The organism is Sphingomonas sp. NIC1, from assembly GCF_001638925.1.
In the GTDB taxonomy this organism is placed as follows: domain Bacteria; phylum Pseudomonadota; class Alphaproteobacteria; order Sphingomonadales; family Sphingomonadaceae; genus Sphingomonas; species Sphingomonas aquatilis.
This window is the reverse complement of sequence record NZ_CP015521.1, coordinates 2,943,368-2,965,100: the sequence shown is the minus strand read 5'-3', so window position 1 is coordinate 2,965,100 and position 21,733 is coordinate 2,943,368. Positions and strand designations below refer to the sequence as shown.

Here is a 21,733-nt window from a genome sequence, read left to right as displayed (position 1 = left end):
GGAGGTGGCATGCCGCAGGCATGACGGAGGGGGAGGTCAGGGTAGCGTTCTGTTTGGAAACCCTCCCGTGTCCGCCCCCTCCGTCACCGCCTCCGGCGGCGCCACCTCCCCCTGGCGGGGGAGGAATTACGCGTATTCCCAGCGAAGGTCGGGATCTCCCCGTTAAGGGGCATTGCACGAGCCGCTGCAAGCGCCAGCCTACACACGGGTGACGGCGGGGACATACCAGACCAACAAAAAAGGGGCGGCACCTCGCGGTGTCGCCCCTCCTCGTATCCGCAGCACCCGATACTGGGCGCCGTCCGGATCAGTAGCGGTAATGATCCGGCTTGAACGGGCCTTCCACCGGCACGCCGATGTACGCCGCCTGCTTCTCGCTCAGCTTCGACAGCTGGACGCCCAGCTTTTCGAGGTGGAGCGCGGCGACCTTCTCGTCGAGGTGCTTGGGCAGGACATAGACTTCGTTCTTGTAGTTCTCACCCTTGGTCCACAGCTCGATCTGGGCGAGCGTCTGGTTGGTGAACGAGGCCGACATCACGAAGGACGGGTGGCCGGTCGCGCAGCCCAGGTTCACCAGGCGGCCCTTGGCCAGCACGATGATCTGCTTGCCGTCCGGGAACTCGACCAGATCGGTGCCGGGCTTCACTTCGGTCCACTTGTAGTTGGACAGCGCCGCGATCTGGATCTCGCTGTCGAAGTGACCGATGTTGCAGACGATCGACATGGGCTTCATCGCCTTCATGTGATCGGCGGTGATGACGTCGGCGTTGCCGGTCGCGGTGACGAAGATGTCGGCGCGCTTGACGGCCTCATCCATGGTCACGACCTCGAAGCCTTCCATCGCCGCCTGCAGTGCGCAGATCGGGTCGATTTCGGTCACGAGCACGCGCGCGCCACCGTTGCGGAGCGACTGGGCCGAGCCCTTGCCCACGTCGCCGAAACCGGCGACCGCGGCGACCTTGCCCGCCAGCATGACGTCGGTGGCGCGACGGATCGCGTCGACCAGCGACTCCTTGCAGCCGTACAGATTGTCGAACTTCGACTTGGTGACCGAGTCGTTGACGTTGATCGCCGGGAAGGGCAGCTCGCCCTTCTTCGCGATCTCGTACAGGCGGTGAACGCCGGTCGTCGTCTCTTCCGACACGCCCTTCAGGTTCTTGACGGTCTCGGTCAGATAGCCCGGCTTCTTGGCGATGAACGCCTTGACCGAACGCTGGAACTCGACCTCTTCCTCATTCTCCGGCTCGGCGAAGGTCGCACCTGCTTCCAGCTTCGCGCCCCACAGTGCGAACATGGTGGCGTCGCCGCCGTCGTCCAGGATGATGTTGGCGGTCTGGCCCTCGACGTCGCCGTCCCAGGTGAAGATGTCGCCGACATAGTCCCAATATTCGGCCAGGCTTTCGCCCTTGACCGCGAACACCGGCACGCCCGTCGCGGCGATCGCGGCAGCGGCATGGTCCTGCGTCGAGAAGATGTTGCAGGTCGCCCAGCGGACGTCGGCGCCGAGCGCGGTCAGCGTCTCGATCAGCACGGCGGTCTGGATCGTCATGTGCAGCGAGCCGGTGATGCGCGCGCCCTTCAGCGGCTGGGCAGCGCCGAATTCGTCGCGCAGCGCCATCAGGCCGGGCATCTCGGTCTCGGCGATCTTGATTTCGGCGCGGCCGAAATCGGCGAGGCCGATGTCCTTGATGACGTAATCGGTGTTCGTGCCGTTGGGCGCGAGCGCAGTAGCCACGTGGCATGCTCCTGAAGAGGTATGGATGGGTTGCCCCTAGCCGCTCCGCCCCTACAGATCAAATATAAAGATATCTTTATATCTCGCGTCAGGCGGTTCCCGTGCCCACCACCAGCAGTCGCGGGTCGATCCCCGCCTTGGCGAAGGCGCTGCTCCACCGCTGCGGCGCGGGCGTGTCAAACAGCAGCGCATCGTCGCCCGCGACATGAAACCACCCCGGCTGCGACAGCTCCGCGTCGAGCTGCCCGGCCGACCAACCCGCATAGCCCAGCGCGGCGACGTAGCGCGACGGCCCCGTCCCGTCGGCGATTGCACGCAGCACGTCGATCGTGCCCGACAGCGCCCATCGCCCGGCTACCTCGACCGTGTCCTGTCCCGCCCAATCCAGCGCATGCAGTACGAAGCCGCGGCGCGGCTCCACCGGCCCACCGAAATGCACCGGGGCGGGCGGCGCGGCGCCATGCGCGATCTCGAACTGGTCGAGCAGGTCGTGCAGCGTCAGCCCATCGATCGTCGCGCCGAGCCCCACGCCCAGCGCGCCGCCCGCGTCATGCGCGCACATCGCGATCACCGCATGGTCGAAACTCGGATCGGCCATGCCCGGCATCGCGAGCAGGAATTGGCCGGACAGATAAACGGGACCTTCCATAACCTTGCCACCATAACCGTCCCGCCGGCCGGCGCCATGCTTGAAATCGGCGGCGATGTGGCCGACGGTCCCGCGCGCAACCTTTCTACCCGGAGACCCATGATGACGATCACCGTCGGCGATACGATCCCCAGCGCCACCCTGACCAAGGTCACGTCCGATGGCCCCGATCAGGTCTCCACCGACGATTTCTTCCGCGGTCGTACCGTCGCGCTGTTCGCGGTGCCCGGCGCCTTCACGCCGACCTGCTCCGCCCGCCACCTGCCCGGCTTCGTCGAGAAGCGCGACGCGCTCGCCGCCAAGGGCGTGGACGAAATCGCCTGCACCTCGGTCAACGACGCCTTCGTCATGGGCGCCTGGGCCAAGTCTCAGGAGGCCGAGGGCATCACGATGCTCGCCGACGGCAACGGCGATTTCGCCAAGGCGGTCGGCCTGACGATGGACGGCAGCAAGTTCGGCATGGGCCTGCGCAGCCAGCGCTACGCGATGCTGGTCGAAGACGGCGTCGTGAAGCAACTCCACGTCGAAGCCCCCGGCGAATTCAAGGTCAGCAGCGCCGAACACCTGCTCGACGCGCTCTGATGCGAAGGGGGTGGGCGACCCGCTCCGCTCACCCCACCCACACCGTCACCCCGGACTTGGTCCGGGGTCCACTCCGCGGCGAGGGGGACGGCCAAAGCCTCCTGCCTCGCCCTTGTGGCTTGGTGGACCCCGGACCAAGTCCGGGGTGACTCAGCATTCGAAGCAACCGCCCCGAACCCCTCACGCCATCACCAGCCCTGCGGCTTGCCCTTGTTCTGCTGGTCCAGCCACGTCTTCAGCGGCGCGAAATACTCGACCAGCGCCTTGCCCGACATCTGCCGCGTGCCGGTCATCACCTGCAGCGCATCCGGCCACGGTTTCGACTGGCCCATGCTCAGCATCGCATTCAGCTTCTCGCCGACCGCCTTGTTGCCGTAGAACGAGCAGCGATGCAGCGGCCCCTTCCAGCCCGCCTGCTCGCACGCCGCCTTGTAGAACTGGAACTGCAGCACCCGCGCCAGGAAATAGCGCGCATAGGGCACTGTCCCCGGGATATGGTATTTCGCGCCCGCGTCGAACTTCGTCTCGTCGCGCGCCACCGGCGGCACGATGCCCTGATATTTCAGGCGCAGCGCATCCCAGCCCTGCTGATACTGGCCCGGCGCGATCTTCCCCGAAAAGACGTCCCAGCGCCACTTGTCGACCAGCAGGCCGAACGGTAGGAACGCCACCTTGTCCATCGCCTGGCGCAGCAGCAGGCCGATGTCCTTGTCCGCGGCGGGCACCTGCGCCGGCTGCAACAGCCCGATCTTCACCAGATAATCCGGCGTGATCGACAGCGCGACCGTATCGCCGATCGCCTCGTGGAAGCCGTCGTTGGCGCCGTTCTTGTACAGATACGGCTGGTTCTTGTACGCCCGCTGATAGTAATTGTGGCCCAGCTCATGGTGGATCGTGACGAAGTCGTCGCCGTTCACCTTGGTACACATCTTGATGCGGATATCGTCCATATTGTCGATATCCCACGCCGACGCATGGCAGATCACCTCGCGATCGGCCGGCTTCACGATCTGCGAACGCTGCCAGAACGTCTCGGGCAATGGCGCGAAGCCGAGCGACGAGTAAAAGGCCTCGCCCTGCTTTACCATGCGAACGGGATCATAGCCCCTGGCCTTCAGCAGATCGCCAGTGTCATAGCCCAGGTCGCCCGCCCCCTTGGGCGCGACGAGATCATAGATATTGCCCCATTCCTGCGCCCACATATTGCCGAGCAGGTCGCTGCGGATCGGCCCGGTCTTGGGCTGGACGGCATCGCCGTACTTTTCGTTGAGCTTCCACCGGACATAGGTGTGCAGCGAGAGGTAGAGCGGCTCCACCTCCTTCCAGATCTGGTCGGTCAGCGCCTCGAACTGCTGCGGCGTCATGTCATAGCCGGACCGCCACATCGCACCGACGTCCGCGAAGCCCAGTTCCTTTGCGCCCGCATTCGAGATCGCGGTCATCCGCGTGTAATCCGCCCGCATTGGCGCGCCGACATTGTCGTTCCAGCTGACCCACATCTCCTTCAGCTTGGCGGGATCGCGCGTCGTCCCCATCGCCGCCTCGATGTCCGATCCGTTGATCGGCTTGCCGTCCAGCGTGCCCTTGCCCTTGCCGTAGCGCGACGACATGCGTGTCGTCAGCGTCGCGAGCTCCGTCGCCGCGCCCGGAGTCGTCGGCGCGGGCAGGCCGACGCCATTCTTCAGCAGATCGAGCTTGCGCTTGGTGTCATAGGACAGGCCGGTCACGCCGTTGAAGCGCGCCGCGCCCTTCGCCCATTGCACCGCCTTTTCGGTCAGCTCCGCGCCCGATTTCGCCGCCAGCGCATCGGTATCGTCGGTGATATAGGTCGCGTTGACCCAGGCGGTCTGCTGCGCGGGCACCGACAGGTCGGCGGCCTCTTTCTCAACCGCGGCGACATAAGCGTCGGCCTCGGCCGCGGTCGGCTTCACTGGCGCGGCCTGCCCAGCCGGCGCGGTCTGCGCCGCGACGGGCGCGGCAAACAGCGCCGCGGCGAGCGCGGCGGTGGAAACGAGACGCATGAAAACAATCCCCTACTGACTTCTTGTCGTTGCCGACACGATGCGCGGGGGCGCCCCTTTTGGTCAAGCGCTTGCGGTCAGGCGCTCAGGAAGTCGGCGATCGCCTGGCCGAGCTCCGGCTTGGTGACGGCGCTCATGTGATTGCCGGAAATCTCGCGGAAGATCGCCTGCGGCAGCGCGTCGGCCAGCGCCGCGCCCGATCCATTGTCGTCGTCGTCGATCCCGGCAACGATCAACGTCGGCACGTCGATCGCCTCGACCGCCTCGATCGGCGTATCGACGAACGTCTCGAGCACGTTGAGCAACGCCACGGGATCGCCCCCGGTCGTCTTCAGGAACGCCTCGGTCATCCACTCGCCCGACCCGCGCTCGAAGCTGCCGAGGTTGGTCAGCACGTGCCGGAAATAGCCGCCCCGCCCCGCCGTGCTGACGATTCCGGTCAGCCCCATGCCCGCGATGATCGCGCGGCGCGGCCTCGCCCCGTTGGCGAGCATCCGCATCGTCGTCCGCCCCCCCAGCGAATAGCCGCCGAGATCGTAATCGGTCAGCCCCAGATGCGCGATCAGCGCCAACCCGTCGCGCATCAGCGCATCCGCCGGATAGGCGGCAAGGTCATGCGGCTTGTCCGAAGACCCATGGCCGCGCAGGTCCGGCAGGATGACGCGAAAGCCCTTGGCCGCAATCGCGGCGGCATGGCCGTATTTGATCCAATTGACCTCCGCCGTGGAGAAATAGCCGTGTATCAAGACGACGGGCCGCCCCTCGCCCAGCTCGCGATAGGCGATGCGGGTGCCGTCGAAGCTGGCGAAATACTGCGGATCGGTGGGGGAAAGGGCCAAGGGTCGTCATCCATCGGTTGCGAGCGTGACCCCACGTGGTTCGCGATCCCGCGCCTGTCCAGCACCGATCGTCGAACGGCAGTGTTTCAGCGAACCCCACCCCACCGTCACCCCGGACTTGATCCGGGGTCCCGCTATTCCCCGCCCGTCCCTCAAGCGGGACCCCGGATCAAGTCTGGGGCGACGGAACGAGGCTAGCCCGAGCAAGCAATTACAACGGCGATCCAAGGCCATCCCCAAACCTCCACCAACCCGCTTCCCAACCCAACAAAAAAGGCATACTCTCCCTTCAAAACAAGCAAGGAGAGCGATGATGGACCTGCATCGGACCGGCACGGGCGACGAGAGCCTCGTGATCCTGCAAAGCCTGTTGTGCCTGTTGCGCGAAAAGAACGTGCTCAGCCGTGCCGATATCGAGGAACTCACCGAACGCGTCGCGATGCGCGCCGCCCAGGCCGAACGCGATCCCCTGCCCTGCTGCGCGGAAGCCACCCGCGCCGCCGCCACCGAAATGGCCCGCATCGGGCAATATGTCGGCCAGCATTACGGCGGCAAGCACCGGCGGGTGTGAGGGGGGGGATCGACGTCAACCGATCAGTTCAACGTGCCCGGCCAATCCCACTCGTTTTGCCGCCCGGGCCATGCCGGCATCGGCCGTCAAGACGATCGCATCAGTTCTGACAGCCAGCACAAGGTACAGGCAGTCATACACCGCATGACCTGCCTGCATAGACAATGCGAAGGCCTCGTCGAGTAACGATAGCGTAGCGACCGTATCGGTCAGCAGGTCGGGCGCAGCGGTCAGACCCGCCGCCGCTGCGGCTTCGGACAGGCCATCATTCCGCACTTTTTTGGCCAGCGCGTTCGCGACTTCGACGTGGAACCAGTCGGGTGCGATCCGCTCCACCTCCCCGACTACCCGGATCAATACGGCCTCTGCACCCGGTTCGCGCGTAACCAACTTGATCGCGACGCTCGCGTCGAGAACGATCATCCCGCGTCCCGGGCCTCGCGAATATACGGGGTGCTATCGACCGCTGCCGCCTCGGGTGGAGTCATCGCCCACAGACTGTGGACCAGCGTTCGGAGTGCATCGCCATCCAACCGCACCTTAGGCCGAGCCTGTGCGAGCGCTTCACGCAACTCGGCTTCCAAAGATCGACCATTGGCCTTGGCGACGCGCCGGAAGTCGGCGATCAGCGCGTCGTCGAGATTGCGGATCAGCACCTGTCCCATGGGACAGATGCTATCACTCCGCTATCAGCCGCTCAACCGCCCTTCTGCAGGTGCCGCCGGCCGAGCAGTTCCGCGATCTGCACCGCGTTCAGCGCCGCGCCCTTGCGCAAATTGTCGCTGACGCACCACAACGCCAGCCCGTTCTCCACCGTCGGGTCCTCGCGCACCCGGCTGACATAGGTCGCGTCGTCACCCGCCGCCTCGATCGGGGTGGCGTACCCACCGTCCTCATGCTTGTCGATCAGCATGATGCCGGGGGCTTCGCGCAGGATACGCTTGGCATCCTCGGCGGAAATCTCGTTTTCGAACTCGATGTTCAGCGCCTCGGAATGGCCGACGAACACCGGCACGCGCACGCAGGTCGCGGTCACCTTGATCTTGGGATCGAGGATCTTCTTCGTCTCGACCACCATCTTCCACTCTTCCTTGGTCGATCCGTCGTCCAGGAAGCTGTCGATGTGCGGGATCACGTTGAACGCGATCTGCTTGGTGAACTTCTTCGGCTCAGCAGGATCGCCGACGAAGATGTTGCGGCTCTGTTCGAACAGCTCGTCCATGCCGACCTTGCCCGCGCCCGACACCGACTGGTACGTGGCCACGACGACGCGCGTGATCTTGGCGGCGTCATGCAGCGGCTTCAGAGCGACGACCATCTGCGCGGTCGAGCAATTGGGGTTGGCGATAATGTTCTTCGCCTTGTACCCGTCGATGGCGTCGGCGTTCACTTCCGGCACGATCAGCGGCACGTCCGGGTCCATCCGGTACAGCGACGAATTGTCGATCACGGTGCAGCCGGCGGCGGCGAACTTGGGCGCATAGACCTTGGTCGCTTCGCTACCGATCGCGAACAGCGCCATGTCCCAGCCGGTCGGATCGAAATATTCGATATTCTGGACCTTGAGCATGCGACCGGTGTCACCATACTCGATCTCGTCGCCTTGGCTGCGGCTCGACGCCAGCACCGCGATCTCGTCCGCGGGGAAGTCGCGTTCGGCGAGGATGTTGACCATCTCGCGCCCGACATTGCCCGTCGCGCCCGCGACCACCACCCGATAACCCATCACGTCCTCCAGTTCAGTGTGCGCCGCCTAATACGGTTGCGCGGAAACGTCCACCGACTTTCCTAATCGTGCGTGCTCAGCTGCCACGTCGCGTGGTCGATCCCGTGTACGCGGCCCAGATGCTCGACTAATGCGTCGAGCTCCGCATCCACCACGCCGCTGCCAACCAGCGTCGCGACCAGCGCGACATGCTCGTCGTCGCGCACCTGCGTGTCGAGGTCGGCGACGGGCAGTCCCGCCTCCTCGAGATGCCCGACCAGCACATCCCCCATCGGCCCCGCCGCAGCGACCGGCACGGTGATCGTCACGCTATACGTCGCCTCCACCGTGCCGCCGGCGATCGGAATGCGGTTGATCGCGTCAACCAGCGGCCGCAGCGCGGTGTTGGCGAACAGCACCACGCCGGTCAGCAGCGTCGCCTCGGCGATCATGTCCGACCCCGCGATCGATCCCACCGCCGCCGAACACCAGAGCGTCGCCGCGGTGTTGAGCCCGCGGACGTTCATCCCCTCCTTCATGATCACGCCCGCGCCGAGGAAGCCGATCCCCGACACCACATACGCGATCACCCGGATCGACTCGACGTCCCCGCCCAGCCGCTGCCCCAGATCGACGAACGCCGCAGCCCCGATCGCGACGAGCGCATTGGTCCGCAGCCCCGCAGTCCGCTGCCGATACTGCCGCTCCGCCCCGATCGCGGTGCCGAGCACGAAGGCGGTGAGATAGCTGACGACCGTGTCGAGAAACGGCCACAGGTGGAAGGCGGCGACGAAGTGCATGGGGTGGCGCCTTAGCGGCGGACCGTGACGAACGCACGTCACCACCAGTCCTCCCCGCCAGTTGGGTGGCGCCGCGAAGCGGTGACGGAGGGGGCGGATACGGAGATCTCGCGTTCGCGGAAACGCCCCCTCCACCATTCGCTACGCGAACGGTCCCCCTCCCCCGCTAAAGCGAGGGAGGAATGATAGGACCCTATTTCTTATTCTTCACATTCCGGTCGAGGAACTCCAGGATCGTCCCCCACAGATGCTGGCTCACCATCGGACCACCCACCCGGTGTGTGTAGCCCGGGTAGAACATCATCTCGAACGGCGTCGCCGTCGCCTGCATCTTCGCGGCGACCTTGGTCGAATTGTCGAGGAAGACGTTGTCGTCCGCCATGCCGTGGATCAGCAGCAGCGGGTCCTTGATCTTCGGCGAATCCTCGACCGCCTGCGACGTCGCGTAACTCTTGGGGTCCTTGGCCGGATCGCCCAGATAGCGTTCGGTATAATGCGTGTCGTACAGCTGCCAGTCGGTCACCGGCGCGCCGGACACCGCCGCCGCATAAACGCCCGGCGTCTTCTCCAGCATCTTCAGCGACATGTATCCGCCATACGACCAGCCATAGGTCGCGATCTTGTTGCCATCCACGAACGGCAGCGACTTGAGGTAATTGGCGCCGGCCAGCTGGTCCTCGACCTCCACCGTGCCCATCGCGTGATAGATCTGATCCTCGAACGCCTTGCCGCGGTTGTACGAGCCGCGATTGTCGATCTTGAAATAGACCCAGCCCTGGCTGACCAGATATTGTGGCAGCGCCCCCTGCCAGCCACGCGTCACCTGCTGGCCGGTGCCCGGGCCGCCATAATGTTCGAAGAACACGGGATATGTCTTCCCCGGCACCAGCGGCGGCGTGATCATCTCCCAGTACAGCGTGCTGCCGTCCTTCGCCTTGATCGTCCCGAACTTCGTCGGCTGGTGGCTGGCGAGATAGGGGTAATAGGGGTGCCCCGGCCGGATCGCATTCTCGTTGATCCACTCCAGCCGCTTGCCGTTCGTGTCCGCAAGATAGACCTGCGTCGGCTGCCCCGCATTGGAGCGCGAGATGATGAAGCGGCTCGCCGCGCCGTCCATCGACGCGCTGTTCGTCCACCCCCGCTCGGTCAGCCGCGTCAGCACGTCCGGCCGCGCGATATCGACCGCATAGAGGTGCTGCTCGAGCACATCGTCCTTCAGCCCGGTGAAGTAGATGCGGCCCTTCGCCTCATCCACGCCGACCAGGCCCGTCACGACCCACGGCCCCTTGGTCAGCTGCGTCCACTTGCCCGCCAGGCTGCGCAGATACAGGTGGCCATAGCCGTCCCGCTCCGACCGCCAGATCAGGCTGCCATCCTTCAGCACGCGATAATCGTCGCTGAGGTTGATCCAGCTCCGCGCGCCCGACTTCTCGGTGAATAACACCTTCGCCTTGCCCGTCGTGGGATCGACGGCGAGCATGTCGAGCGTCTTCTGGTCGCGGCTCTCGCGCTGCACCAGCAGCGTCTTGCCGTCGGGCGTCCAGTCGACGCGCGCCAGATAGATGTCCGGGTCGCTGCCCAGATCGACCTTCACCTGCCCCGACCCGTCCGGCCGCATCACATACAGGTCGACCAGCACGTTGGGCGTGCCCGCCGCGGGATAGCGCTGTTCGTAGGTCTTGGTCCCCGCCGCGCCGATCGACGCACGGGTGAAGACGCGCACCGGCGCCTCGTCGAACCGCTCGACCGCCACATAGCGCTCGTCCGGCGACCACCAATAGCCGGTGCGCCGATCCATTTCCTCCTGCGCGACGAATTCCGCCTCGCCGAAATGCACCGTGCCACCGCCACCGGTGGTCAGCGCGCGCGCCTCGCCCCCGCTCAGCGGCTGGGCAAACAGATTCTGGTCGCGTACGAAGCTGACGTAATTGCCCTTGGGCGAGATGATCGGGTTGAGCTCGCCGCCCGGCGTCGCGGTCAGCCGGCGGACCTTGCCGTCCAGCGTCGCGAGATACAGGTCGCCATCCAGCGGCACCAGGATCGAACGGCCATCGGGCGCGAAGTCATAGGCGACGATGCCCTTCGACCCGCCGATACGCGCGCGCTCGCGCTGCATCTTCTCCGCCTCGGTCAGCTCGGCGCCGGTGCCCACCTTCTTGCTGTCGACCAGCATCCGCTCCGCGCCGGTGCGCGTGTCACGCGCCCACAGATCGGTGCGCTCCTTTTCGTCGGCGCGCGGGCGCAGGAAGGTGAGCAGCGTGCCGTCCGGTGACAGCCGTACGCCGCGCGGCTGCGATCCCGACAAATCGGGGCTGCCGAACACGCGCGCCAGCGTCAGTTTGTCCGCTTGCGGCGCCGCGGCCGTCTGCGCGCCCGCCTCAGCGCCTATCGCCATCGCGCCCACCGATGCCAGCGCCAGCCCCAACCACCATGTCCGCATCACCTACTCCAACTCCAACGTACCGCCGTTCTTAGGGCACGATCCGCCGACGTAAAGCGGGATTGCGGCAGGGTTACCGGCGCATCAACCGTGTCTTTACGTGGTTCGGTATAGGTACGGGGCGACAAGGGTGGCGTGTCGCACCGGATCGGCGGGCGGCATCAGTAAATGTCCCGGAGTGATATGTTGAACACCGTACAGACGGCCTGGTCGCCAAGCGCATGGGACATGGTTGCCCGATTGGGGGCCGTCGACGGCAGCGCGGCGCATCCGCATTTCGCCCGCCTCGTCTCGCCACGCGCCTCGGCGCGCGACGTATCCGACGCGGTGCATGCGCTCTGTGCGGTCCATGGCGTCCACCCCGGCCTCGCCGCCGCCGCACGCAGCCAGTGCGCGCAGCCCGACGCCTGCGACTGGCTCGACCGGATCGCCGATGCCTTCGCCGTCGAGCGCGCCTATATCGCCCATCTCGCCGCCGCCGCCGGCCCGCTGCCCTCCACGCCCGGCCAGGCGGATAGCGAGACCGCGCTCACCACCAGCCGCCACACGCTCGAAACGCTCGGCGCCTCCGAACGCCGCGGCTGCGCGACCGGGGCCGTCGCCGCGCTCGTCCATGACTGGGGCATGATCCGCCGCCTGCTCGATGCCGCCGCGCTCCGCTTCGGCGTGGAGCCGGCCCCTCGCGCCTTCCCGCCGCATCTGGAAACGGGCGCCAGCATCGACGCACTCGGCGGCACCCCCGCGACCGAACGCGCCATCGGCTTCGGCGCGCAGCAACTCTTCGCGCAACACCGCGCGATCTGGGACCTGCTGGAGGCGCGCGCCAGCGCACGAGAGGGATAAGGCGGCTATTGGACTGTGCCGCGGCCACCCGTTGCCGCGTGACGACCGCCCGTCAGCAGGGCCGTCATGTCACCTCGCGTCTGGATGCTGAGTAGCAGAAGATACGGCAGCAGAAATCCGGCGCCGCCGAAGAACGCCAAGATCGCGAGACCGAGGCCGACGGGGGTGAAGTGATGACGCCAAGCGGTCCACAGTGCGGACAACAGCAGGAAGCATGAGAAGTCTGCATTGAACTGGCCGGACCACGTCATGCGTGCGATATCCCCGAAAAAGATCGGGAGCAGGTCCATGCCATGCCTGGCGATCACAACTCCCGTGTAGATCGCCAGCGCAGTCCAGGCAGCGATCAGCAGCGCACGAAATGCGATCATCACATTGTCTCCCCTGACACCTCGTCGATCATGGATCAGGCGGGCAGGCACAGCAATCGGTTGCGCGCACACCCCACTCCCCCCGCTTGCGCTCCGCCCCGCGATCCGGCAACGACGTACCCGATATTCAATATCCGGGATCCGGCCATGAAGCGCTTCGAAGGCACGCAGAATTACGTCGCGACCGACGACCTGAAGGTCGCGGTCAACGCCGCGGTCACGCTGCGCCGTCCGCTGCTGGTGAAGGGCGAACCCGGCACCGGCAAGACGGTGCTGGCGCATGAGATCGCCAAGGCGACCGGCGCCGAGCTGATCGAATGGAACGTCAAATCGACCACCAAGGCGCAGCAGGGCCTGTACGAATATGACGCCGTCGCCCGCCTGCGCGACGGCCAGCTGGGCGACGAGCGCGTCCACGACATCGCCAATTACATCCGCCGCGGCAAATTATGGGAAGCCTTCACCCGGCCCACGCCGCCCGTCCTGCTGATCGACGAGATCGACAAGGCCGATATCGAATTCCCCAACGACCTGCTGCAGGAACTCGATCGCATGGAATTCCATGTCTACGAGACGAAGGAAACCGTGCGCGCCACCGAACGCCCGATCGTCGTCATCACCAGCAACAACGAAAAGGAGCTGCCCGACGCCTTCCTGCGCCGCTGCTTCTTCCACTATATCAAATTCCCAGATCGCGACACGATGCAGGCGATCGTCGACGTCCACTTCCCCGGCATCCAGAAGATCCTGGTCAGCAAGGCGATGGACATCTTCTACGACGTCCGCGAAGTCCCCGGCCTCAAGAAGAAGCCCAGCACCAGCGAACTGCTCGACTGGCTGAAGCTGCTGCTCCACGAAGACATGCCGCTCGACGTCCTCCAGAACCGCGACCCCACCAAGGCGATCCCGCCGCTCCACGGCGCGCTGCTGAAGAACGAGCAGGACATCATGCTGTTCGAACGCTTGGCCTTCATGGCGAAGCGCCAGGGTCGCTAAGCGCCCCACCGTCACCCCCGACCTGATCCGGGGTCCCGCTTGCCGCCGCGGCAAAAGAAGAAGCGGGATCCCGGCTCAAGGCCGGGATGACGGAGAAGGGCACAGTGCCCAGCGCCCGATCCGCCAAAGTCCTCCCCCGCCAGGGGGAGGTGGCACCGCGCAGCGGTGACGAAGGGGGAGGTGAGGGACGCCCTCTCTCCAAACAAACCGATCCCCCCCACGCAGACCACAAACGGCCGCACCCAAAACCAAACAGCGGCGATCCCCCACCGCCCCTCACCCACCTCCACCGTCACCCCGGACTTGATCCGGGGTCCCGCTTTTCACCACGGCCGCAGCAGAAGAAGCGGGATCCCGGCTCAAGGCCGGGATGACGGCTAGGTCGTGCCACGTCTGACCGCACCACGACCCCCGACACCCGCCGGCGTGCCGGCACCAACCCTCACAAAAAATCACCACCCACCGGAACAAAATCACTCATTTCAGCAGCGAAACGACCGGCAATATTTTGCCGCATCACCGTTTCTTAACCACGAATCCCAACCAAACGGTCACCGCCCCTTCCCTAAAACTCATCGAATGCAGGGCATTCTTCGCAAGTGCGGCATGATCGCCGCGGCAATCGGAGCGGCAACGCAGCTTGCCGCCCCGGCAAACGCAGCGGGCGGCAATCTACTCGATTACGTCGGCCAGTGCGTCCCCTTCGCCCGCGAGGCATCGGGCATCCAAATCTACGGCGACGCCTGGACCTGGTGGTCGAAGGCGGACGGCCATTACGATCGCGGCCACGATCCGCGCGTCGGATCGGTCATCGTTTTCGCCAAGAGCGGGCGCCTGCCGCTCGGCCATGTCGCCGTCGTCAGCCGCGTCGTCGAACGCCGCGTGCTGATGCTCACCCACGCCAATTGGTCGCGCTTCAACGGCGAACGCGGTCATGCCGAACGCGACGTTACGCTGTACGACGTGTCGCCCGACAACGACTGGAGCGAGGTGAAGGTCTGGTTCCGCGATTCCGAGGGGCTGGGCAGCAGCGTCTATCCGGTAAAGGGCTTCATCTACGGCGGCCGCCCCTCCCCGCAGATCACCACCCGCAACCCCGATTACGTCGGCGCGCTGATCGACGCCTACGCCGCCCGCTGATCGCCGGCCGAAACCCGATCTTCAAAAAGGGGCTGTCCTACACGACCGAATGCTCCTAGCGTCGGTGGCAGGCCATGACCGATCCGTTCGCCCCGACGCTGTTCCCCGCCCTGCCGACGCCCCTGCACGCAGCCGCATTCGGAACGTTACGTACCGTCCACTTCGTCCACTTCCACGCTCGAAATGGCGGAAGTCGACCATGTTCCTGACCTTCCTCGACGAACTGCGACTCGCCGGTATTCCGGCCAGCCTGAAGGAGCATCTGGTGCTTCTGGAGGCCCTCGACTCCGAGGTGATCGACCGCACGCCGGAAGCATTCTACTATCTCGCCCGCGCCACCTACGTGAAAGACGAGGGGCTGCTCGACCGGTTCGACCAGGTGTTCGCCAAGGTCTTCCGCGGGATCGCGACGACCTACGGCACCCAGCCGACCGAGATTCCCGCCGATTGGCTGAAGGCCGTCGCCGAGAAATATCTGACGCCCGAGGAAATGGAGCAGATCAAGTCCTTAGGCTCGTGGGACGAGATCATGGAGACGCTGAAACAGCGTCTCGCCGAACAGGAAGGGCGTCACCAGGGCGGCAACAAATGGATCGGCACCGGCGGCAGCAGCCCCTACGGCAATTCGGGCTATAACCCCGAAGGTGTAAGGATCGGCGGGGAGAGCAAGCACGGTCGCGCGCTCAAGGTCTGGGACCAGCGCGAATTTAAGAACCTCGACAACACCCGCGAACTCGGCACGCGCAACATCAAGGTCGCGCTACGCCGCCTGCGCCGTTTTGCGCGTGAAGGCGCCGCCGACGAACTCGATATCGACGGCACGATCGACAGCACCGCAAGGGCCGGCTGGCTCGACGTGCGCATGCGGCCCGAGCGACGCAATGCCGTGAAATTGCTGCTGTTTCTCGACGTCGGCGGGTCGATGGACCCTTGGATCAAGCTGTGCGAAGAGCTGTTCAGCGCTGCGACGTCCGAATTCAAAAACCTCGAATTCTTCTACTTTCACAATTGCCCATACGAAGGCGTGTGGAAGGATAACCGCCGCCGCTTCGCCGAACGCACGCCTTTGTGGGACGTGCTTCATAAATTCGGCCATGATTACAAGCTGGTATTGGTCGGCGATGCGTCGATGAGCCCCTATGAGATCACCCATCCGGGCGGCTCGGTCGAACATTTCAACGAGGAAGCGGGCGCCGTCTGGATGCAGCGCCTGACGACGACCTACCCGGCCGCGGTTTGGCTCAACCCGATGCCCAAGGACCAATGGGGCTACAGCCAGTCGATCCGCATCCTGCGCGAGCTGATGGCCGACCGCATGTACCCGCTCACCCTCGCCGGCCTTGATGACGCGATGCGCGAACTCACGAGAAAACGCTAATTTACCAAGCGGTTGACACCCCGATCCGCACATTGCGGGGGCGCAGCGGCGTCGTCTCGTTCCGCCCCGGCAGGCCGAAGGGATTGCCGAAGGCGAAGCGGTTGGACGCGGTATTGGTCAGGTTCTCGACGCCCAGCCCCAGGTCGATCCCCCGCCAGCGCAGTCCGGCGGTCAGGCCGATCGTCAGATACTTGCCCTGGCTCACGTCCAGAAGGTCCCCGGTCCCCAGCACCGACCGACCGACATAATCGGCGCTCGCCGCGATCCGCGGCGTCACCCGTCCCTCCGGCCAGCGATAGCCGATCCCGCCATGCGCCGCGAACGGCGGCGTCTGCGGCAGGCGCCGGTTGTTCAGCCGTGACTGGTCGGCGATAGCGCCGTAGACGATATTGTGGGTGTACAGCGCCGACCCGTCGATCGTCAGCCGCGTCGTCGGCGTCCAGTCGAACGACGCCTCCACCGTCTGGATTCGGGCATCGCCCAGATTGGTCGTATAGGGCTGGCCGCGCCGGTTGATCAGGTCCGCCTGGATATTGCTCCACGCCGCGGTCGATCCGCTGATCGCAAAGCTGACGCCCCGCACCCCGCTGCGCAGCCGCCGCAGCCCGATCTCGGCAAAGCGGATCGAATCGGGATCGTAATTGGCGACCCGCCCGATGCCCTGCGCCACCGCCAGACCACCGGTGCGAAAGCCCGTCTGATAGCGGGCGAACGCCGCCAGCTCCGGTGCGATGCGATAGGACAGCGCGATCGTCGGATCGAACCGCTGCGTCGATCGCCCCTTGATGTAATTGCCCGGCCGCCGCGTACTCGACGGTTCGCCATCGACCCGCGCCGTCGTGACGCGGCCGCCCAACGTCACCGACAGATCACGCCACAGCCGCGCCGTCACCTCGCCAAAACCGGACGCCGACCGCGTGACGTTGGTGACACCGACGATATCGATCGTCGCACCGCCCAGCCCCACCGATCGCGTCAGGATCGACCGATCGCTCAACAGGCTCACGCCCGCCAACCACGATCGCCCGCCATCCAGCGATCGCGACAGCCGCAGTTCCTGCGACACCAGCAGCTTGTCGTTGTCGAGATCGTAGCGCGCCGCCCCTCGCGACACCGGCGCGGCAAATCCCGTCGCATCGAACGTCTCGACCGTCCGGTAATCGGCGATGCCGGTCGCGGACACCAGCCGCAGCCCGCTCTCCCAATCCTTGGCGATGGTCAGCCGCCCGAACAGCAAGCGCCCGAAGAACGGCTGCGCGATATAATTGCGCTGTGCAAAGGGCGATCGCCTCACATCGCCATATTGACCGTCCGCCGATTCGACCCGCTGTGCCGCCCCGCTCGCATCGATCTGCCAGCCGCTCCCCGGATCGACACGCAACGCCAGCCGTGCCCCCGTCGTGTCGCTATGGTTGGCGTCGACCACACGCCGCCGTGCCGCGTCGATATACCCGCCGTCGCGCACCTGATAGGCAACACCCCGCAGCGCCGCCTTACCCGCAACGAGCGGCACGTTCGCCATCAGCGCCACATCGTACCCCGGCGCGCCGCCCTGCGTCAGCGTGGTGCCGGCACTCGCGCTACCCGCGAAACCGTCCAGCACCGGTGCGCGCGTCGTCAGCCGCAACAGCCCACCGATTGCGCCCGCCCCGTAAAGCGTACCCTGCGGTCCTTCCAGGATCTCGACCGCCTGCATGTCGTATAGGCGCAACGCCGGATCGGGGCCGGAGGCGTTGAGCTGCACGTCGTCCAAATAGACGCTCGCGGTCGACTGAGTTGTGCCATTGAAGCTGCTGTCCGCGATCCCGCGAATGAACACCTTGTTGCGGCCGAGCCCGAGTTGCGTGCTTTGCAGGATCGGAAGTTGCCCCGCGATCTGGCTGAGATCGGCCGTCGCACCATTCGCGCGCCGCGGCACGCCGCTCACCAGCGTCAGGCTACCCGGATAGCGGAGCAGCGGCACCCGCTGCTTGCTCGCGGTCACGACGATATCGGCGGGCGCTGGTTCGGGGGGTGGGGGCGCTGCCGGGCGGGCGACTGGCCGCGGCGGTGGCGCCGGCGGCGCGACGACGATGCGATAGCTGCCGGGGCCGCTCGCCACGGCACGAAAGCCACTACCCGCCAGCAGGCGATCGAGCGCCTGCCTTACCGTCAGCGTGCCGCGCAGCTCTGCCGTCCGCACGGTATGCAGCCCGCGCTCCGTACTGACGATATCGACCCCAGCGGCGCGCGCGAGCGCGATCACCGCACGGTCGAGTGTCATGGGCGCGATGGCCAGGGCGACGCGCCGCTGCGGCGAATTGGCCAACGCGGTGGCGGGCAGGCTCAGCGAACATGCGGCGAGAAACCAGCCGGCACCCCGTTGGGATCGCCGCTTACCGTTCCGCCAACACCCAATCCGCCCCGTCACGCCGCCAAGTTGCCCCGATCAGATCGGCCAGATGCGGAATGTCGCGATCGGCTTCCCCCGTGAGGTGGATTATGCCGGTGAACGGACGCGTGGACAAGCCGCTCGCGATCCGCAGGCGGAATCCGTGTAGCCGCCGCAGGCTGGCCGCAACCTCGGCGACCGATGCCGCATCGAAGCTGAGCACACCCTGGCGCCAGCCACCCACGCTGTCCGCAGGAATCGTGCTGCGCACGATCCGGCCGGTCGCGCCGTCTCGGGTGAGAGCGTCGCCGGCCCGTAGTGTCACCGCGGCGCCATCCGGCTCGAACATCACCGATCCCTCGCCGACCGCGACCGACAGATCGCCACCGTCGCGTGTGACGTCGAAGGTCGTCCCGATGTCGCGGATGACTTGATCGCCAGCGTGCAATGTAAACGGATGCGCAGAATCATGAACGACGTGCAGCGCCACTTCGCCCCGATCCATCGCGATCGTCCGCGGATCGGCCGGATCGAACCGGAGCACCGTTCCGCCGTTCATCGCGATCTGCGTCCCATCCGCCATCCGAATATCGCGCCGTTCGCCATCACGAGTGGCAATCACCTCGCTCATGCCAGCCTGCGGCGACGGTTTGAACAACACGCCCGGCACCAGCCATAGCGCCAGCGCGGCCGCGATCGCCGCCCCCGCGGTGCCGGCAAGCGGCCAGCGCCGGCGGAACACGCGCTCGTCGTCGTTCGCCGCCACCGGCGTTGCCGGCGCATCTGGGAAATGCGCTTCGGCGATCAGCGCATCCTGCATGGCGATCGCGTCATAGGCGCGCGCATGCTCGGCATCCGCCTCCAGCCAGAATACGAATTGCTCCCATTCGTCAGCCGACATGTCCGCCTGACGAACGTGCCACAGCGCGGCCTGATCGACGATCGCTGCCATGGCCGCGCTCATCGATCCTGCTCCATGCCGAGCACGGGCATCGCGCCATTCACCTCGGCGAGGCGCGCGTGCAGGATGCGATAGGCGCGCTGCAGAAGCTTCTCGACGCCGCTCACGCTGATGCCCAATTCATTGGCGATGGCGCGCTGACTGCGCCCTTCGATACGGAACAGACGAAGCGCCCGCCCCATCCGCTCGGGCATGGCGTCGATCGCCTGCTCGACCACGCGCAGGGCATCGCGCGCGACGAGCGCGCGTTCTGCGTCCGGCATGTCGTCGGCCGCGGGCTGCGATGCGAGCCACGCGCCGTCGCGTGCATCGCGCCGAGCGCCGGCGATGCGCCGATCGGTCGCGAGATTGCTGGCGACGCGGTATAGAAAGGCAGCAGGCTGGGCGATGGGCGTCGCGCCGAGCTGATCGAGCCGCAGCCACAGATCGTGGAGCGCGTCTTCGGCTTCCTCTCGCGAGCCAAGGCGCGCGACGAATAGGCGCAGGAGCATCGCGCGCTGCGCAAGGAAGACGGCACGCAGCCCCCCATCCGCCGTGCTCCCGTCAGCCAATCTGCGCCCAAGCTCCTCATGTCAGGCCGGAAAGGCCAGACCCTCAGCCGCTGCCATGTCGGCAATCGACCAAGTACGCAAGGCATCGGCTTCACGCGGACGCGCTGCCGCGATCGCGTCGCCGGGTCGCTTACCCGCTCCGGGATGGCACATCACCAGATGCATGCTCGCCGCCTTGCGTAGAAACCGTGGGAATAATCCCCGATAATCGGTTGAGAAATCGTAGTGCCCCGCGAAACTGTCGTTGCACCGCAGGCCATAACGCGCGGCGTCCCGTTTCAGGCCCCGCGAATGGAAGGCACTGCCGATCGCTTTGCCCGCAAACGGCCGCCGCAGCATCGCGCCGACACGATCGACGCAGTCGCGCACCCAGGCATTCGGCGCGCGATGGGCGGTTTCGAACAGCACGATGTCGCGAATCCCGGGAAGCGCGTGGGAGTGCTGGTGGCCGTCGACGAAGTCCGGCGCCCGGCCCATTGCGGCGACAAAGGCGTCGAACTGCGCGGCCACTTCGCCGGCGATCTCGTCGAGCGGCAGCTCGCGACGCGCCGCCGAACGGGTCAGCGGATCGATTTCCGGCATCACGCCGTCGGGCGCGAACTGCGGCATATCGGTCAGCGGCCGCTCACCGGTCAGCGTCAGGTGCAGGCCGATCTCGACATGGCGCGGCATGTCGCGCAGCAGCGCGGCATCCGTGGCCCAGCCCGGCATCAGCGTCATGCAGCTGGTCGCGTTGAGCTTCCCCTCGCGCGCCAAGCCGGCGATCGTCTCGCTGACGTCGCGCGAAAAGGCGAAATCGTCAGCGCACAGGATGAGACGCGGCACGGATCGGTCCTCCATGATTCGACGGGACGGACAAATGGGCGAAGCTGGTGACGGTCTGGAACGCGCGCTCGCGGATCTGCACGCTCATCAGGCGCCGGCGCTGCAACCGGCGGGCCAGGAAATGGTAGAAGAACCAGTCGCCAGCCCAGGGCGCTGCCGCGGTGTAGACGAGCCGTTCGAACAGCGTCCAACGGATCGAGGCGCGATCCCGCTCGCGCGGCGACGGCATGCACCACAGGTCCTTGGAATACCGCATGTCGCCTTGCGACATGGTGCGGTGGATCACCTCGTGATCCTCGAGGATATAGCCCCACAGCGCCGCATCGAAGCCGCCGACTGCCCGCAGCGCCGCGACGTCGAAGCACTGGCCCGCCCCGCCGGCATGGCATTGACGCGGCAGCATGCGTGCGGCGGTCAGGATCCGGCGTGCTTCGGCGTCGAGCGCGCTCTGGTCCGCGCCCGGATCGACGAAATAGGCACCCGCAACGACGCAGCCGTCCTGCGCCAGCAGCGCTTCCGCTTCAGCCAGATAACGCGGCGGGTACAGCGTATCGGCATCGCAGGTGGCGACATAGCGGGTTCGTACGCGCCCCAGGCCGGTGCGCAACGCGCTGACCTTGCCCGGCACAGTCTCGCTGATGATCGTCGCATCCAGGCCATGCGTGGCGATCGCCGCGCGGGCGATCGCAACGCTGTCGTCGGTCGAACCGTTGTCGACCAGCAGCAACTGGAACGGCACCGTCTGCGAGGCGAGGCTGGCGATCGTCTGGCCCAGGAACGCCGCTTCGTTGAAGAACGGGATCAGCACGGTCCACAGCGGCGTCGCGCGCCGCTCCGGGCCGAACATGGCGGCCGACAGCGGCGAACCGCCCGTCTCCATCCGATCCTGATCGACAACAAGATACATTCCAACGCCCCCCACGAGCCACGCTTCAGCCGGCCATGCGACACGCAC

General features: G+C 66.1%; 21 protein-coding genes. 6 read left to right on the top strand and 15 right to left on the bottom strand.

Features of this window, described 5'->3' with window-relative positions; translation table 11 throughout:
- Nucleotides 1-307: 307 nt before the first annotated feature.
- Together ahcY and A7E77_RS13955 are read right to left on the bottom strand one after the other, a co-directional pair.
- A complete protein-coding gene (ahcY, locus tag A7E77_RS13960) occupies nucleotides 308-1,735 on the bottom strand; it encodes an adenosylhomocysteinase (RefSeq protein ID WP_063688836.1) in 1,428 nt (475 codons plus the stop codon).
- Nucleotides 1,736-1,823: 88 nt separating this feature from the next.
- A complete protein-coding gene (locus A7E77_RS13955; protein WP_017978607.1) occupies nucleotides 1,824-2,384 on the bottom strand; it encodes a YqgE/AlgH family protein in 561 nt (186 codons plus the stop codon).
- Nucleotides 2,385-2,486: 102 nt separating this feature from the next.
- Between A7E77_RS13955 and A7E77_RS13950 the strand changes: the two genes are divergently transcribed.
- Nucleotides 2,487-2,966: a peroxiredoxin gene (locus A7E77_RS13950; protein WP_063690002.1), complete on the top strand. Its 480-nt coding sequence runs from the start codon at nucleotides 2,487-2,489 to the stop codon at nucleotides 2,964-2,966.
- Nucleotides 2,967-3,154: 188 nt separating this feature from the next.
- Here A7E77_RS13950 and A7E77_RS13945 read toward each other — a convergent pair whose 3' ends face one another.
- Together A7E77_RS13945 and A7E77_RS13940 are read right to left on the bottom strand one after the other, a co-directional pair.
- Complete coding sequence (locus tag A7E77_RS13945) at nucleotides 3,155-4,987, bottom strand: M2 family metallopeptidase (RefSeq protein WP_063688833.1); 1,833 nt, start codon at nucleotides 4,985-4,987, stop codon at nucleotides 3,155-3,157.
- A 77-nt stretch (nucleotides 4,988-5,064) separates the two neighbouring features.
- Complete coding sequence (locus A7E77_RS13940; RefSeq protein ID WP_063688831.1) at nucleotides 5,065-5,826, bottom strand: alpha/beta fold hydrolase; 762 nt, start codon at nucleotides 5,824-5,826, stop codon at nucleotides 5,065-5,067.
- 310 nt (nucleotides 5,827-6,136) lie between these two features.
- On the opposite strand from A7E77_RS13940, the gene A7E77_RS13935 reads away from it, so the two are divergent.
- Entirely contained in the window at nucleotides 6,137-6,397 is a 261-nt protein-coding gene (locus A7E77_RS13935; RefSeq protein WP_063688828.1) for a hypothetical protein, read from the top strand.
- Nucleotides 6,398-6,412: 15 nt separating this feature from the next.
- Here A7E77_RS13935 and A7E77_RS13930 read toward each other — a convergent pair whose 3' ends face one another.
- From A7E77_RS13930 to A7E77_RS13910, 5 genes are all read right to left on the bottom strand, one after another.
- The gene (locus A7E77_RS13930) at nucleotides 6,413-6,820 is read right to left on the bottom strand and encodes a type II toxin-antitoxin system VapC family toxin (protein ID WP_017978602.1); all 408 of its coding nucleotides are present in this window, start codon (nucleotides 6,818-6,820) and stop codon (nucleotides 6,413-6,415) included.
- Nucleotides 6,817-7,062 carry a FitA-like ribbon-helix-helix domain-containing protein gene (locus A7E77_RS13925; RefSeq protein WP_063688825.1) on the bottom strand — a complete coding sequence of 82 codons (246 nt, stop codon included), beginning with the start codon at nucleotides 7,060-7,062 and terminating at the stop codon, nucleotides 6,817-6,819. The genes A7E77_RS13930 and A7E77_RS13925 overlap by 4 nt, the downstream gene beginning before the upstream one ends.
- A 32-nt stretch (nucleotides 7,063-7,094) precedes the next feature.
- The gene (locus tag A7E77_RS13920; protein WP_063688823.1) at nucleotides 7,095-8,123 is read right to left on the bottom strand and encodes an aspartate-semialdehyde dehydrogenase; all 1,029 of its coding nucleotides are present in this window, start codon (nucleotides 8,121-8,123) and stop codon (nucleotides 7,095-7,097) included.
- Between the two features lie 62 nt (nucleotides 8,124-8,185).
- On the bottom strand, nucleotides 8,186-8,902 hold the full coding sequence (locus A7E77_RS13915) for an MgtC/SapB family protein (RefSeq protein WP_017978599.1): 717 nt from the start codon (nucleotides 8,900-8,902) through the stop codon (nucleotides 8,186-8,188).
- Nucleotides 8,903-9,095: 193 nt separating this feature from the next.
- On the bottom strand, nucleotides 9,096-11,342 hold the full coding sequence (locus A7E77_RS13910) for a DPP IV N-terminal domain-containing protein (protein WP_151895489.1): 2,247 nt from the start codon (nucleotides 11,340-11,342) through the stop codon (nucleotides 9,096-9,098).
- Between the two features lie 228 nt (nucleotides 11,343-11,570).
- Between A7E77_RS13910 and A7E77_RS13905 the strand changes: the two genes are divergently transcribed.
- Nucleotides 11,571-12,185, top strand: coding sequence for a DUF6975 family protein (locus A7E77_RS13905; protein WP_145957868.1), 615 nt, complete (start codon nucleotides 11,571-11,573; stop codon nucleotides 12,183-12,185).
- Nucleotides 12,186-12,190: 5 nt separating this feature from the next.
- Here A7E77_RS13905 and A7E77_RS13900 read toward each other — a convergent pair whose 3' ends face one another.
- On the bottom strand, nucleotides 12,191-12,556 hold the full coding sequence (locus A7E77_RS13900; protein WP_063688821.1) for a hypothetical protein: 366 nt from the start codon (nucleotides 12,554-12,556) through the stop codon (nucleotides 12,191-12,193).
- A 147-nt stretch (nucleotides 12,557-12,703) separates the two neighbouring features.
- On the opposite strand from A7E77_RS13900, the gene A7E77_RS13895 reads away from it, so the two are divergent.
- The 3 genes from A7E77_RS13895 (at nucleotide 12,704) to A7E77_RS13885 (ending at nucleotide 16,070) form a co-directional block, all read left to right on the top strand.
- Complete coding sequence (locus A7E77_RS13895) at nucleotides 12,704-13,552, top strand: AAA family ATPase (RefSeq protein WP_017978595.1); 849 nt, start codon at nucleotides 12,704-12,706, stop codon at nucleotides 13,550-13,552.
- Nucleotides 13,553-14,131: 579 nt separating this feature from the next.
- Nucleotides 14,132-14,692 carry a CHAP domain-containing protein gene (locus A7E77_RS13890; RefSeq protein WP_063688818.1) on the top strand — a complete coding sequence of 187 codons (561 nt, stop codon included), beginning with the start codon at nucleotides 14,132-14,134 and terminating at the stop codon, nucleotides 14,690-14,692.
- A gap of 199 nt (nucleotides 14,693-14,891) precedes the next feature.
- Nucleotides 14,892-16,070: a vWA domain-containing protein gene (locus A7E77_RS13885; RefSeq protein ID WP_063688815.1), complete on the top strand. Its 1,179-nt coding sequence runs from the start codon at nucleotides 14,892-14,894 to the stop codon at nucleotides 16,068-16,070.
- Between the two features lies 1 nt (nucleotide 16,071).
- On the opposite strand, the gene A7E77_RS13880 is transcribed toward A7E77_RS13885, so the two are convergent.
- The 5 genes from A7E77_RS13880 to A7E77_RS13860 form a co-directional block, all read right to left on the bottom strand.
- Nucleotides 16,072-18,333 carry a TonB-dependent receptor domain-containing protein gene (locus A7E77_RS13880; RefSeq protein WP_226341760.1) on the bottom strand — a complete coding sequence of 754 codons (2,262 nt, stop codon included), beginning with the start codon at nucleotides 18,331-18,333 and terminating at the stop codon, nucleotides 16,072-16,074.
- Nucleotides 18,334-18,445: 112 nt separating this feature from the next.
- Entirely contained in the window at nucleotides 18,446-19,405 is a 960-nt protein-coding gene (locus A7E77_RS13875) for a FecR family protein (protein ID WP_063688812.1), read from the bottom strand.
- Entirely contained in the window at nucleotides 19,402-19,893 is a 492-nt protein-coding gene (locus A7E77_RS13870; protein ID WP_063689995.1) for an RNA polymerase sigma factor, read from the bottom strand. The genes A7E77_RS13875 and A7E77_RS13870 overlap by 4 nt, the downstream gene beginning before the upstream one ends.
- Nucleotides 19,894-19,974: 81 nt before the next feature.
- Complete coding sequence (locus tag A7E77_RS13865; protein ID WP_078462311.1) at nucleotides 19,975-20,793, bottom strand: ChbG/HpnK family deacetylase; 819 nt, start codon at nucleotides 20,791-20,793, stop codon at nucleotides 19,975-19,977.
- Nucleotides 20,753-21,685 (bottom strand): glycosyltransferase family 2 protein, encoded by a 933-nt coding sequence (locus A7E77_RS13860; RefSeq protein ID WP_063688810.1) that lies wholly within the window; start codon nucleotides 21,683-21,685, stop codon nucleotides 20,753-20,755. The genes A7E77_RS13865 and A7E77_RS13860 overlap by 41 nt, the downstream gene beginning before the upstream one ends.
- Between the last annotated feature and the right edge of the window lie 48 nt (nucleotides 21,686-21,733).

Bases quoted from the DNA above. Each gene is read 5' to 3' on its own strand.
- A7E77_RS13925 (WP_063688825.1), bottom strand. From the start codon at position 7,062: ATGGGACAGGTGCTGATCCGCAATCTCGACGACGCGCTGATCGCCGAC.
- A7E77_RS13885 (WP_063688815.1), top strand. From the start codon at position 14,892: ATGTTCCTGACCTTCCTCGACGAACTGCGACTCGCCGGTATTCCGGCC.
- A7E77_RS13860 (WP_063688810.1), bottom strand. From the start codon at position 21,685: ATGTATCTTGTTGTCGATCAGGATCGGATGGAGACGGGCGGTTCGCCG.
- A7E77_RS13945 (WP_063688833.1), bottom strand. From the start codon at position 4,987: ATGCGTCTCGTTTCCACCGCCGCGCTCGCCGCGGCGCTGTTTGCCGCG.
- A7E77_RS13905 (WP_145957868.1), top strand. From the start codon at position 11,571: ATGGTTGCCCGATTGGGGGCCGTCGACGGCAGCGCGGCGCATCCGCAT.
- A7E77_RS13910 (WP_151895489.1), bottom strand. From the start codon at position 11,342: ATGCGGACATGGTGGTTGGGGCTGGCGCTGGCATCGGTGGGCGCGATG.
- A7E77_RS13875 (WP_063688812.1), bottom strand. From the start codon at position 19,405: ATGAGCGCGGCCATGGCAGCGATCGTCGATCAGGCCGCGCTGTGGCAC.
- A7E77_RS13950 (WP_063690002.1), top strand. From the start codon at position 2,487: ATGACGATCACCGTCGGCGATACGATCCCCAGCGCCACCCTGACCAAG.
- A7E77_RS13935 (WP_063688828.1), top strand. From the start codon at position 6,137: ATGATGGACCTGCATCGGACCGGCACGGGCGACGAGAGCCTCGTGATC.
- A7E77_RS13890 (WP_063688818.1), top strand. From the start codon at position 14,132: ATGCAGGGCATTCTTCGCAAGTGCGGCATGATCGCCGCGGCAATCGGA.
- A7E77_RS13955 (WP_017978607.1), bottom strand. From the start codon at position 2,384: ATGGAAGGTCCCGTTTATCTGTCCGGCCAATTCCTGCTCGCGATGCCG.
- A7E77_RS13870 (WP_063689995.1), bottom strand. From the start codon at position 19,893: ATGCTCCTGCGCCTATTCGTCGCGCGCCTTGGCTCGCGAGAGGAAGCC.
- A7E77_RS13880 (WP_226341760.1), bottom strand. From the start codon at position 18,333: ATGACACTCGACCGTGCGGTGATCGCGCTCGCGCGCGCCGCTGGGGTC.
- A7E77_RS13915 (WP_017978599.1), bottom strand. From the start codon at position 8,902: ATGCACTTCGTCGCCGCCTTCCACCTGTGGCCGTTTCTCGACACGGTC.
- A7E77_RS13895 (WP_017978595.1), top strand. From the start codon at position 12,704: ATGAAGCGCTTCGAAGGCACGCAGAATTACGTCGCGACCGACGACCTG.
- A7E77_RS13865 (WP_078462311.1), bottom strand. From the start codon at position 20,793: ATGGAGGACCGATCCGTGCCGCGTCTCATCCTGTGCGCTGACGATTTC.
- A7E77_RS13920 (WP_063688823.1), bottom strand. From the start codon at position 8,123: ATGGGTTATCGGGTGGTGGTCGCGGGCGCGACGGGCAATGTCGGGCGC.
- A7E77_RS13930 (WP_017978602.1), bottom strand. From the start codon at position 6,820: ATGATCGTTCTCGACGCGAGCGTCGCGATCAAGTTGGTTACGCGCGAA.
- A7E77_RS13900 (WP_063688821.1), bottom strand. From the start codon at position 12,556: ATGATCGCATTTCGTGCGCTGCTGATCGCTGCCTGGACTGCGCTGGCG.